We start from the raw sequence: 12,470 nt of genomic DNA, 5'->3' as shown, positions 1-12,470 counted from the left end.
AATTGCAAGCATTGATTGTAAATATGACTAAATACAGTTTTACAATTGCAAAAAGACAGCACTAAAATGGTCTGGATAAATCTCGATATTCATCGAAACGATCATTACTGTTTTTCAACGTTACTTAGAGCGATTGCGGTAGCGTCGGCTGATCCTGAGCAAGTAAACGTAACAATTCCTGCTGCTGTTCAGGATTCAACTGTTGCTGAATCCGCTGTAATACAGCAAGCGGTGTAGTCGGTTCGGTGACGGTTTCTATTAGCGCTTCTTCGGCAGGAATTGCGTCTGGATCAGTATGTAGACCCATTTCGGCATAGATCTGATCAAACTGGATTTTCATGCTTTCAAGATGAATTGGATGCAACTGTTTATTTTCGAGTCTTAAGCACTGAAAGGCCTGTGCATGTTCCAGTAACTCAGGTCGGTTGCCGGTGGCAATAATTTGCAAGTTAGGAAATGCCTGATGCAGACGTGGCAGAATCTCTGCTGCCAGATCCTGATCCAGCTGATGATCAATGGCATCAATCAACAACACTCCTGTACCTTCCTGACATGGAAATAAACTGTTCGGGTTGAGCAGACAAAGACGCCGTACAATATCGCCCACCAGTGCAATCCAGGTGCGGATGCTATTGGGAAGTTGCTGAAAAGTAAAACTCTTGTCCTGATAGGTCAGCATCAGTTGCAGCTTGGGCTGGTATTTTAACTCAATCTGGCTGATGTCAGGCAGTACCTGCGACAGGGCGTTTTTTAAGGCCGTTAAATGCGGGGTATGCAGCTGTGCTTGCGCTTTTTCAATCTGCCGCGCCAGTTCATCTCCCCGAATATCTTCAGGCTGCTGCAAGGCACGCGCTAAAATCTGATCCATGATCTTGGCGCTTTGCGCATTTTCAATATCACTGACTTCACGCAACCATTCAAAGAAACGGGCAAAGGTCGTAAACGGAATCGCGCCAATGTCGTAAGCATACGCTGTATGGAAAATGGCCGGATTGTTTTTGCTGATCAGATTGACGTCATTGACAAAGCGGTCGGTAGGATAATAGGCAATTAGCGGCAAGCCGAGCAGAGGATCATTGAGTCGGGCTTTCTGATAAAGCCCAAGCATGCTGTCCAGTTGCGCGGTTTCTGCTTTGCTAAAGCCGAGTCCCTGACTATTTAAAGTCTTATAGACTTGCCAGGAACAGCTCTGTTGCTGTGCAGCTTCAGTCTGGCTGGATTCTGTAAGCGCTGAAACCTCTTCGGGAAAGCCAACCCGGATATCAATTTTGGATTGCAGCCGGTGTTGCATGATGTCCTGATCAGGCATCACCAGACCGGCAGCCCGGCTATCGAGATAACGCGCTGCAAACCAGGTCAGCGCCTGATAAGCACAGCGTAACAAAGTGGTTTTGCCAGTACCCTGATTGCCCAAAATTAAGGTAAGCGGATATTGTGAATAATCAAGCTGAAGCTGAATCTCTGGAAAATGCAGGGTGTGTTTCAGTTGAAGCGCTTCGATGTGCATAGATCACCTGTACCATGATTTTACATCCATACCTTAACCGACGGCTTGACGAAGCGACTGCGGCATCTTGATCTTCAGTTGTTGAATCAGGTCATAAATGTGATGAATATTTAAGCTTACTTTAGCACGTGTACAGGCCACGTAAAGTAAACGTAGCTCTTCATCACTAATTTTATGATCTTTTTCATTCAGCTTAAACTGATAGTCATCTTCAATATGCACCCGTTCCCACTCCAGACCTTTGGCCTTATGTGCAGTGGAAATAATATAGTCCGCCTGTCCAATCGGGGTGATTTTGGCCAGGGCTTTTTTCAATGGATCGGTGCCATGTTCATCGACCAGTTTAACCAGCGGTTTGATATCGCTACCTTCATTGGTTTCACAGTATTCATGCACATCATGCCAGGAATTAAACCAAGCCAATTCCGGCACATCGACCACACGTTTGCCCTGTTTCAACATGGCAGCCGCATCGACAAAACGATTCAGTTTGACATGATCGGCTTGCAGGCTGACTTTATCACCACGCACCAGTCCGGCAAGTAACAGTTCCATGGCCCGGGCATTGGTCCGGCATAAAATTGCATCCCGCATTTTGGTATGCGGTTTATTCACGACTTTAGAATCTAACAACGGATTGCCAAGCAAAGGCACGGTTTCATTCAGTGCACCTAAAATGGCATTGGCATTTAACGCGATTTCAGGGCCGAAACGAAACGATGTGGTCAGGCGTGATTCGGGTAAAGGCAGTTGCTGCATGGCATTCACCGCACCGCGCCAGGCATAAATCTGCTGATGCGCGTCACCGACATAAATCACCTGAGTATTCCGCTGTTTCAGCAAAATTCCGAGCATGAGTGGGTCGGCATCTTGGGCTTCATCGAACAGCACATAATCGGCCGGAATATTCGGCTCGGACAGTGCCCAGAGTTTCAGGTAAATATCATGTCCGATCCCGGCCTGATGATTCGGATCAATTGACTCTAACCAGCGCCGTTCTACCGCCGGATAGAGTTTCTTCTGCAACGTCTCGATATCATCCGGATGCAACCAGCTTGGCGCCTGAATATGCCGCGGGGCAGGGTATTGCGAACTGGTCGAACAGAAATAACCGACCGCATTGGCGACCAGACTGGCCAGTCGCGAAGGCATCAGTACATATTTTTCATAACGCCCACCCATCATACGACGCATGGTTATCGGTTCAAGCCGGTATTCCTTGGCAATAAAACTTGGACTCAGGCGTGGCAGACGCAGTTTGTCGGTGACTCCACGTGGAACGCTACGAAACGCCAGCGAGTGAAATGTGCGGCAATCTACGCCACGATGAAACTTGGCTTGCGCTTCACTGGCAATGGCTTTGTTAAAGGCCAGATACATGCCGCGTCTTTGCGGCATGGCATCACTGATCATTTGCAGGGTGGTGGTTTTACCGGTGCCTGCATAGGCAATCACCTTAAAGGATTTGCCCAGACGTGCGTTATCAATGGCAGTTGCCTGCTCATAGGTTGCGCTCGGTTTTTTTAAATCAGACACAGATGAGTTCAATATTTAGTGCTGACGGCTGGCTTTTTCGACCAGACCGGATAAGCCTTGACGACGTGCCAGTTCATTCAAGACCAGCTGCGGTTCGATATCGAAATAACCCAGCATGACAATGGTGTGGAACCACAAATCAGCAACTTCATAGATCAGGTCATTTTTATTGTCGATAGATGCATCTTGGTCAAAGTCTTTAGCTGCCAGTACAGTCTCAAAGCTTTCTTCACCGACTTTCTCCAAGATTTTGTTTAAACCTTTATGATAGAGCTTGGCCACATAAGATGAATCCGGATCGGCCTGTTTGCGTTCTGCCATCATCTGTCCCAGATAAGACAAAACTTCAACCTGTTCAGATTGGGCGGTTGATGCTTCCATCGCCAGCGTATGTGGATTACTAGACTTTTCAGCATAAATCACAGACGGATCTTTGAGTTGTGCATCGACAATTTCCCAGCCATTTGGCGTGAGTTTGCGATAAAAACACGATTCACGGCCGGTATGGCAGGCGATGCCACCATGCTGTTCAATTTGCAGCACAATCACGTCAGCATCACAGTCCAGACGGATTTCATGTACCGTTTGAAAATGTCCGGATTCTTCACCTTTATGCCATAACTTGTTGCGTGAACGGGAAAAATATACCGCCTGATTTTTTTCAGCAGTCAGTGCCAGCGCTTCACGGTTCATCCAGGCCACCATCAACACACGACCAGTTTGATGATGCTGGGCAATGGCAGGGACTAATCCTTGTTCGTTAAATTTTACTTCATCGAGCCATTGCGCGTTATTCATAAGGGTTTCCATCATTTCAATCAAAATATAAAAATACGGATAGGAAATATCCGCTGATAGTGTACGTGATCTCGCAGCATTTGCGACAAAAATCTGTATCGACAGGACAGGCTGTGTCGTGTATACATCAGAATCACCGGCTTTGATCTGGATGTTTCAAGACTGAAGCATTAAAAAGCCGCCCGGTAGGCGGCCTGTATTTTCAGGAAATTATTCCAGTAAAAATTACCAGTGTTCGCCCGGGAACAGACGCGCATATGCTTTTTGTACCAGGTTCAGTTTTTGTGGTTGTCCCACAGAGGCACTTGAACTTGGGAACAGGTTATAACCAATCGACATCAACACGTTGTTAATATCTGGGGCTATTGAGTAGGTGATCGATGCCAGACGACCCAAACCGGTGGCGACTTTCTTCGGACGTTTCACGATTGCATAGGCAATCAGGTCAGCCGCCTGTTCCGGAGAAAGTGTCGGTACATATTTATAGATTTTGGTCGGTGCAATCATCGGGGTGCGTACCAAAGGCATGTAGATCGAGGTGATTGCAATTTTGTGCGAATGTACTTCTGCAGACAGGCAGCGACTAAAGGCATCTAATGCTGCTTTTGAGGCAACATAGGCCGAAAAACGGGTGGCGTTAGCCAGTACGCCAATTGAACTGATATTGATAATATGACCTGCACGGCGAATCATCATTTGTGGCAGGATATTCATGACCAGACGCACCGCGCCAAAATAATTCAGCTGCATGGTACGTTCAAAATCATGGAAACGATCCACTGACTCATGTACCGCACGGCGAATCGAACGTCCTGCATTATTGATCAGAATATCGATATGGTCGACTGAAGCAATGATCTGTTTGGAGACTTCATCAATGGCTTCCATATCATTTAAATCACATGGAAATATCGAGGCTTTGCCGCCTTTGGCTTCAATTTCTGATTTTACTTGTTCTAGGGTTTCTTGTGTGCGGGACACCAGTAAAACATGGGCGCCTGCATCGGCCAGTTGATGTGCTGTCGTTAAACCAATACCGCTGGATGCACCGGTAATCAGGATGGTTTTACCTGCAACAGATTTTTCCAGTTGTTTGTGTAGTCTAGTTTTCACGTTTGTTATCCCTAATTTGAAGTCAACGTTCAAATTGTTTTTATTAAAGGTCTATGGCGCTCTAACAAAAAATGAGAGCGAAGGTGAGTACAGATATGATAAACAATTCTTCAGGAAAATCTATATATTAAACTATTGAAATTAAAATAAAAATTAGAGTAATTGCTCTATTTGTGTTCGCTATTTCATTTAACTTTTACCATGAAAATAAAAAGCAAAGCAAGTGGCTGTTTTAGAAAAACAAATCAAAACTCCACCGGTATGGATGGAGTTTTGGGGCTGATGTAGTCGGGCTTTAAACGGTTGCCAGTGCCTGATCCAGATCGGCAATCAGGTCATCAATATGTTCAATGCCAATCGATAAACGCACCATGTCTTCGCTAACACCGGCAGATTTGAGTTCTTCAGCATTCAGCTGACGATGTGTGGTGGTCGCCGGGTGGCAGGCCAGACTCTTGGCATCGCCGATATTGACCAGACGGGTAAACAGTTGCAGCGCATCAATAAAACGTGTGCCGCCTTCAAGACCATGCTCTACGCCAAAGGTTAGAATCGCAGATGGTTTACCTTTCACATATTTTTGTGCCAAGGCATGTTGTGGATGATCTTTCAGACCAGCGTAATTGACCCATTTTACTTTAGGATGCTGCTGTAAATATTCCGCAATTTTAAGCGCATTTTCAGTATGACGCTCCATACGCAGACTTAAAGTTTCCAAACCTTGCAGGATCAGAAACACATTCTGCGGGCTGATCGCGGCCCCAGTATTGCGTAGTGGCACCACACGCGCTCGAGCGATATAAGCCGCTTCACCGAGAACTTCGACATAGTTTACGCCATGATAACTTGGATCGGGGGTATTCAGCGCGGGAAAGCGTTCAGGATATTTACCCCACGGGAATTTACCGCTATCGACAATGATGCCACCAATCGAATTGCCATGACCGCCGATATATTTGGTCAATGAATGCACGATAATGTCGGCACCAAAATCAAAAGATTTTTGTAGCACTGGCGTTGCCACCGTGTTGTCCACGACCACAGGCACACCGTACTCATGCGCGATTTTTGCAATCTCTTCCAGATCAATAATATTACCCAGTGGATTACCAATGGATTCCACAAAGACCAGTTTGGTCTTGTCATCAATTAAACTACGCAAGCTTTCCGGTTTTTCATAATCAAAGAAACGCACGTCAATACCTTGCTTCGGCAGGGTGTGTGCGAACAGGTTATAGGTGCCGCCATAGAGCGTAGATACGGATGCAATATTGTCACCGGCTTCAGCAATGGTCTGAATCGCATAGGTAATTGCAGCCATACCAGACGCTAAAGCAAGTGCGCCAATCCCGCCTTCAAGTGCGGCGATACGTTGCTCTAACACCGCCGTGGTCGGGTTCATGATCCGGGTATAGATATTGCCCTGTACCTTTAAATCGAACAAATCGGCCCCATGTTGAGTATTGTCAAAGGCATAAGACGTAGTTTGGTAAATTGGCACTGCAACTGCTTTGGTGGTGGCTTCAGGGCTATAACCTGCATGAATCGCAAGGGTTTCTGCTTTATAACTCATTATGACTGATCTTCTTGTGTTTAAGTTTATGACTTGAGTGTAACATTTTCATATATAAGTAAAAGTGCAATTTTACTGAAATAGATAGATGAAATAATCATATATAAATTGGGATTCGACGCACTTATTTGACTTAAATCAGCTGTTTGAAAAATCACCATAAATAAACTTGTAACAATGCATTGAAGTTCATGGCAATGGCTTATGTTTTCGCAGCTTTCTGCGTATAATAGCCGATTATTTTTTCGCTCTTTTTTGAGCTGGGGTGGTTGTTTTAACCCCATTTGGTTTTTCAGTTGAGGAGTCCTACGTGGCCCAATATATTTATACGATGAACCGAGTGTCTAAGATGGTGCCGCCGAAACGCGAAATCCTGAAAGATATCTCCTTATCATTTTTCCCGGGCGCAAAAATTGGTGTGCTTGGTCTAAACGGTGCAGGTAAATCGACCTTGCTTCGTATTATGGCGGGCGTAGATAAAGATTTCTCTGGTGAAGCACGTGCACAACCAGGTACTAAAATCGGTTATCTCGAGCAAGAGCCGCCTTTAGATGAAACTAAAGACGTGCGTGGCAACGTTGAAGATGGTCTGCGTGAGCCGCTGGATGCTTTGGCACGTCTTGACGAAGTATTTGCAGAATATGCAGCAGAAGATGCTGACTTTGATGCACTTGCAAAAGAGCAAGAAAAGCTCGAAGCCATTATCCATGCATGGGATGCACATAACCTTGCCAATCAGATGGATCAGGCAGCTGCTGCACTGAACCTTCCAGCTTGGGATGCCGATGTTAAACTGCTTTCAGGTGGTGAACGCCGCCGTGTGGCACTGTGCCGTTTGCTCTTGTCTAAGCCAGACATGTTGCTTCTTGACGAACCGACGAACCATTTAGATGCATCATCTGTTGCCTGGTTAGAACGTTTCTTGAAAGACTTCCCGGGTACCATCGTTGCGATTACGCACGACCGTTATTTCCTGGATAACGTGGCTGAGTGGATTCTTGAGCTTGACCGTGGCATGGGTATTCCATACCAAGGCAACTACTCTTCTTGGTTAGAGCAGAAAAATGCCCGTCTAGAGCAAGAGAACAAGCAAGAAGAATCTTTTGCTAAAGCATTGAAAAAAGAACTTGAATGGGTTCGCTCAAATGCCAAAGGCCAGCAAAAGAAAAACAAAGCGCGTATGGAGCGTTTTGAAGAGCTTAACTCGCGTGAATTCCAACAGCGTAACGAAACCTCTGAAATCTACATTCCACCTGGCCCACGTCTAGGCAACAAGGTTGTAGAAGTTGAAGGCATCAGCAAATCGTTTGGTGATCGTACCCTGTATAAAGATTTATCATTCGTTGTACCGCCTGCTGCGATCGTGGGTATCGTCGGTGAGAACGGTGCAGGTAAAACCACACTGTTCCGCATGATGACCGGTGAACAACAACCGGATACCGGTTCTGTGGTACTGGGTGAGTCGGTGAAAGTGGCTTATGTGGGTCAGATTCGTGACACGCTTGATGACAACAAAACGGTTTGGGAAGAAGTTTCTGGCGGTTTAGACATCTTGAAGATTGGCGAATACGAAATTGCATCTCGTGCATATATCGGTCGTTTTAACTTTAAAGGCCAGGATCAGCAAAAACGTGTCGGTCAATTGTCAGGTGGTGAGCGTAACCGTTTACAACTGGCTAAAATCCTGCAAATGGGCGCAAACGTAATCTTGCTCGATGAACCGTCAAACGACCTGGATATCGAAACCTTACGTGCGCTTGAGGATGCCATTCTGGTGTTCCCGGGTACTGTGATGGTGATCTCGCATGACCGTTGGTTCCTGGACCGTATTGCAACGCACATTTTGTCATTTGAAGGCGAAACACCTGAATTCTTCACCGGTAACTATGCTGAGTTTGAAGAATATCGCCGTAAGCGCGATGGTGATGATCTGGTTGCGAAGCGTCAAAAATACCGTAAAATTGGTGTTTAATCCCTGATTTTAAAATAAAAAACCAGCCTTCGGGCTGGTTTTTGTGCTTATAGGGTGGTGGGTAATGACTTAGATTTCCCACTCATGATTACATTCGCGACATTTCCATTTCTTTTGGGTCTGCATGAAGGCCTGCATGGAAATTTTAAAATCAGGCAAATCTTTATAGAATATAAAGCCTGCAATCAAAGAAAGAATAAAGACGATGACGGTTGCAGTCTGTAAAGTTGTACCTGCACCATCACCAAAGATCCACATCGCGATACTGATGATCACCAGCAATAATAATAGGAACAGGGCGGGCACCAGAAACATCAGGCTTTTAGGAACCACCGGACGTGGAGCTGCTTGACCTGGCTGGGCCACCGGCATGATTTTCGGGCTTTGACACTTAGGGCAACGATATTGCATTACAACTCCAAAATTCTAAATTACTGATTATTTTATCGGAAGATGCGAAGAAACCGAAATATTGCCCAACATAAAATATACAGGCAATAAAAAACCCAAGTCATAATGCTTGGGTTTTTTAAAAGACCACTTCAAAAGTAATCTTGAATATGGCGTCCCTACGGGGATTCGAACCCCGGTTACCGCCGTGAAAGGGCGATGTCCTAGGCCTCTAGACGATAGGGACAATTGAGGCGTTACACAGCTAAAGCAAGACTTGATTTGGTGGAGTCAAGGAGGATCGAACTCCTGACCTCTACAATGCCATTGTAGCGCTCTACCAACTGAGCTATGACCCCAGTCTGTGTGAGCGCTATATTAGGGATATCGCGCTCACACGTCAACAAAAAAATTAATTAAGCTTGATCAACCGCTTCATTTTTCGGCAATTTTAAGCTTTCATTGAGTTTTTCCCAGACTTTCAGCTCTTTTTTGCTTGGGCCACCGACAATTTCCAGCGCATGACGTAAACGTGCGAAGGTCAAATCAGGGCCAATGGTGACCATAGTCTGCATCACCGGGGTAGACGCAGTTGAACCGGCAATGGCAATAAAAAAGGCCGGCATGAAGTCACGCAGTTTAATTTCCATTTGTGCTGCCAAATCCATCAAGGTTTGGCTGACCGTGTCGTTGTTCCAGGTGAACAGGCTTTCTAAACGCCAAATGGCAAACTGCAAGCTCTGACGTACCTGTTCGTCAGACAGTTTTTTGCTGACAAACTGCTCCTGAGTCAGTGTCGGGAAGTGGTTGAAATAATGCGCAGACCAGTTCACTGCTTCAGACAGCAAGTTGATACGTGGTTGAATCGCAGCTGCAATTTCTTCTAATTTGGCACGGTCTGCTTTCCATGCCAGCAGCGTATCGAGCAATTCAGCAGGAGAAAGGGCTTTGATCCATTGACCATTGAGCCAGTTGAGTTTTTCAACATCAAAGATTGGACCACCGAGTGATACGCGTTTGATATCAAAATGTTCAATCATTTCTGCCAATGTGAATTTTTCACTTTCATCTGGCATTGACCAGCCCATACGACCCAAGTAGTTCAACAAGGCTTCAGGCAGTACACCGATATCTTTGTAATAGTTGATTGAAGTTGGGTTTTTACGCTTAGACAATTTTGATTTGTCCGGGTTGCGTAGCAGTGGCATGTGACACAGTACCGGCATCTCCCAACCGAAATACTGGTACAGCAACTGATGCTTCGGTGCAGACGGAATCCATTCTTCACCACGAATCACATGCGTGATTTGCATTAAATGGTCATCCACCACGTTGGCCAAATGATAAGTTGGCAAGCCGTCAGTTTTCAGCAGAATCTGCATGTCGACCTGCGCCCATGGAATCTCGACTTCACCACGCAGCATGTCATTAAATTTACAAATACCTTCAGTCGGTACTTTCATGCGAATCACATGTGCTTCGCCAGCAGCCAAACGACGCTCGACCTCTTCTTGAGAAAGGTTTAAGCCTCGACCGTCATAACGTGGAGATTCACCACGTGCTTGCTGTTCAGCACGCATTTGATCCAGTTCTTCGGCAGTAGCGAAACAGTAGAAGGCATGACCTTTTTCAACCAGTTCCAGCGCATAGTTTTTATAAATATCCATGCGTTCTGACTGGCGGTACGGTGCATGTGGGCCACCCACATCTGGACCTTCAGACCAGTTGAGACCGAGCCAGCGCAATGAATCCAGGATCATTTTTTCAGATTCAGGTGTTGAGCGCAGTTGGTCGGTATCTTCAATACGAAGGATGAATTCACCCCCATGCTGTTTAGCAAAACATAAGTTAAACAAGGCAATATAGGCAGTACCTACATGAGGAAAACCTGTAGGAGAAGGTGCAATACGAGTACGAACAGTCATAGCCGGATATAATCTAGAATATAAATTTGGTTCTATTATAGCGAAAAAGCCACATCACTTAATGCTTTATTCAACATTCAGTGATGTGGCTTTAAATCCTGCTGTTATTCGAGTTGGTTAAAACTGATTAAGAATGATCGCTAGAAAATATGCTTTGTACGAAGCGGGTAAAGCGATAATTTTGTGCTGCAAAGAAATTTTGTGAAGGTGCGACTTTCAGCGCAGTTAAGACTTTAAGATTATCGTCTGTATGCAGGGTTTTTTCGCTTTTTTGTTGTTGAATTGCTTTTTCAATCGGCGATGTCTTGCTTTCAACAGTAGTGACTGAGGCCTTCTGCAAATCTGTCTTCACAACGACGGCATGACCCAGTTGAATCGAAAACAGCATGATCAGACTTAGGATGCTAGCTGTGAATAATTTAAATTTCATATCCAAACTTCCTCCTTGCTTCTGGTTGGTTTTATTCTGTTAAAAATGTTTTTTTAATACTCCGTCTACAATTTAATCACAGTTGATTATAAAGAAGTAGAACCAAGTCACATTTTTTACAAAAAATTAATATAACATCTATGGAAAATTACTAAAAATCGTAATTCTCTCTTTTGGCGGCCTATTTTTAACAGACAACTGTGAAGAGAACGTGAAGAACTGTCTTATATTGTAGCAGGAGATTAATTTTTTAGCAGAATATGTATCCAGGTTTAATTGTTAGCAGATATCTCAAAATCAGAAATAGATCATCAATATTATTATAAACACATGATTGTTATATTTATTTTTTATTTATACAGTGTGGTTATCTCAATAATGAGTCACATAACATGAAAAAAATAATAGCAACCGCAATCTTGACAATATTTAAAGCAACCACCATGCAAAATGTAATGGCCAAAGATTTCCTGAATGTCTCTTATGATCCGACCCGTGAATTTTACCAGGAATATAATCAGGAATATAATCAGGAGTTTGGCCAGTTCTGGAAGCAGAAAACCGGACAGACAATCAATTTTAAACAGTCACATGGCGGTTCAGGCAAGCAGGCACGTTCGGTCGTCGATGGTTTACAGGCCGATGTGGTGACTTTGGCTTTGGCCAATGACATTGAGGAAATCGTCAATGCCGATTTAATCGAGAAAGGCTGGCAAAAAGAATTTCCGAGTAATTCTGCACCTTATACGTCTACCATTGTTTTTTTGGTGTGTAAGGCCAATCCCAAGCAAATCAAGGACTGGAATGATCTGACCAAACCGGGTGTCGAGATTATTACACCTAACCCGAAAACTGGTGGAGCGCCACGTTGGATCTATCTGTCTGCTTCGGGCTATGCGCTGAAACAGCCCGGTGGCAATGATGCCAAAGCCCGAGATCTGGTCAAAAAGCTTTATCAAAATGTCAAAGTGTTGGATTCCGGTGCCCGTGGTTCACTGACGACTTTTGCCGAGCGCGGTATTGGCGATGTACTATTATCTTGGGAAAATGAAGCCTTGCTGGCAACGCAAGGTCTAGGTAAGGACAAGTACGATATCATCTATCTGTAAGTGAAAGAGGACTCCACCCGACAGTCAGGGTGGAGGTGAATTTCACAGATTTTAACCTTGTTGGTTTTGAATGTATTTCTTAATAATATCTAAGGGCGCACCACCGCACGACCCTGC

At 44.9% G+C, this 12,470-nt stretch carries 9 protein-coding genes, 2 tRNA genes and 1 pseudogene; 2 read left to right on the top strand and 10 right to left on the bottom strand.

Annotated elements, in window-relative coordinates; translation table 11 throughout:
- Window positions 1-124 precede the first annotated feature (124 nt).
- From FTU40_RS11220 to FTU40_RS11200, 5 genes are all read right to left on the bottom strand, one after another.
- Window positions 125-1,507 carry an AAA family ATPase gene (locus FTU40_RS11220; protein ID WP_180040890.1) on the bottom strand — a complete coding sequence of 461 codons (1,383 nt, stop codon included), beginning with the start codon at window positions 1,505-1,507 and terminating at the stop codon, window positions 125-127.
- A gap of 33 nt (window positions 1,508-1,540) precedes the next feature.
- Window positions 1,541-3,043 carry a UvrD-helicase domain-containing protein gene (locus FTU40_RS11215; protein ID WP_180040888.1) on the bottom strand — a complete coding sequence of 501 codons (1,503 nt, stop codon included), beginning with the start codon at window positions 3,041-3,043 and terminating at the stop codon, window positions 1,541-1,543.
- A 15-nt stretch (window positions 3,044-3,058) separates the two neighbouring features.
- Window positions 3,059-3,841 carry a bifunctional phosphoribosyl-AMP cyclohydrolase/phosphoribosyl-ATP diphosphatase HisIE gene (hisIE, locus tag FTU40_RS11210; RefSeq protein WP_180040886.1) on the bottom strand — a complete coding sequence of 261 codons (783 nt, stop codon included), beginning with the start codon at window positions 3,839-3,841 and terminating at the stop codon, window positions 3,059-3,061.
- A 225-nt stretch (window positions 3,842-4,066) separates the two neighbouring features.
- Entirely contained in the window at window positions 4,067-4,954 is an 888-nt protein-coding gene (locus tag FTU40_RS11205; protein ID WP_180040885.1) for an SDR family NAD(P)-dependent oxidoreductase, read from the bottom strand.
- A 295-nt stretch (window positions 4,955-5,249) separates the two neighbouring features.
- Window positions 5,250-6,527: an O-acetylhomoserine aminocarboxypropyltransferase/cysteine synthase family protein gene (locus FTU40_RS11200; protein ID WP_180040883.1), complete on the bottom strand. Its 1,278-nt coding sequence runs from the start codon at window positions 6,525-6,527 to the stop codon at window positions 5,250-5,252.
- A 310-nt stretch (window positions 6,528-6,837) separates the two neighbouring features.
- Between FTU40_RS11200 and ettA the strand changes: the two genes are divergently transcribed.
- Window positions 6,838-8,499: an energy-dependent translational throttle protein EttA gene (gene ettA / locus FTU40_RS11195; protein ID WP_005168915.1), complete on the top strand. Its 1,662-nt coding sequence runs from the start codon at window positions 6,838-6,840 to the stop codon at window positions 8,497-8,499.
- Between the two features lie 69 nt (window positions 8,500-8,568).
- Here ettA and FTU40_RS11190 read toward each other — a convergent pair whose 3' ends face one another.
- The 5 genes from FTU40_RS11190 to FTU40_RS11170 form a co-directional block, all read right to left on the bottom strand.
- Window positions 8,569-8,910 (bottom strand): hypothetical protein, encoded by a 342-nt coding sequence (locus FTU40_RS11190; RefSeq protein ID WP_074383638.1) that lies wholly within the window; start codon window positions 8,908-8,910, stop codon window positions 8,569-8,571.
- A gap of 150 nt (window positions 8,911-9,060) precedes the next feature.
- Window positions 9,061-9,136, bottom strand: a tRNA-Glu gene (locus FTU40_RS11185).
- Between the two features lie 36 nt (window positions 9,137-9,172).
- Window positions 9,173-9,248, bottom strand: a tRNA-Ala gene (locus FTU40_RS11180).
- 57 nt (window positions 9,249-9,305) lie between these two features.
- The gene (gene gltX, locus FTU40_RS11175) at window positions 9,306-10,814 is read right to left on the bottom strand and encodes a glutamate--tRNA ligase (RefSeq protein ID WP_005168912.1); all 1,509 of its coding nucleotides are present in this window, start codon (window positions 10,812-10,814) and stop codon (window positions 9,306-9,308) included.
- A 127-nt stretch (window positions 10,815-10,941) separates the two neighbouring features.
- Window positions 10,942-11,244 carry a hypothetical protein gene (locus tag FTU40_RS11170; RefSeq protein ID WP_005094351.1) on the bottom strand — a complete coding sequence of 101 codons (303 nt, stop codon included), beginning with the start codon at window positions 11,242-11,244 and terminating at the stop codon, window positions 10,942-10,944.
- Between the two features lie 392 nt (window positions 11,245-11,636).
- Here FTU40_RS11170 and FTU40_RS11165 point away from each other — a divergent pair.
- Window positions 11,637-12,347, top strand: a pseudogene (locus tag FTU40_RS11165) (sulfate ABC transporter substrate-binding protein); the annotation flags it as partial.
- Window positions 12,348-12,470 lie beyond the last annotated feature (123 nt).

The sequence above is a fragment of the Acinetobacter sp. YH12100 genome (assembly GCF_013419135.1).
In the GTDB taxonomy this organism is placed as follows: Bacteria; Pseudomonadota; Gammaproteobacteria; order Pseudomonadales; family Moraxellaceae; genus Acinetobacter; species Acinetobacter pseudolwoffii.
The sequence above is the reverse complement of the archived record's forward strand: the minus strand, read 5'-3'. Positions and strand labels throughout refer to the sequence as shown.

Coding starts and splice junctions, on each gene's coding strand:
- FTU40_RS11220 (WP_180040890.1), bottom strand. CDS start 1,507: ATGCACATCGAAGCGCTTCAACTGAAACACACCCTGCATTTTCCAGAG.
- hisIE (WP_180040886.1), bottom strand. CDS start 3,841: ATGAATAACGCGCAATGGCTCGATGAAGTAAAATTTAACGAACAAGGA.
- FTU40_RS11200 (WP_180040883.1), bottom strand. CDS start 6,527: ATGAGTTATAAAGCAGAAACCCTTGCGATTCATGCAGGTTATAGCCCT.
- FTU40_RS11190 (WP_074383638.1), bottom strand. CDS start 8,910: ATGCAATATCGTTGCCCTAAGTGTCAAAGCCCGAAAATCATGCCGGTG.
- gltX (WP_005168912.1), bottom strand. CDS start 10,814: ATGACTGTTCGTACTCGTATTGCACCTTCTCCTACAGGTTTTCCTCAT.
- FTU40_RS11170 (WP_005094351.1), bottom strand. CDS start 11,244: ATGAAATTTAAATTATTCACAGCTAGCATCCTAAGTCTGATCATGCTG.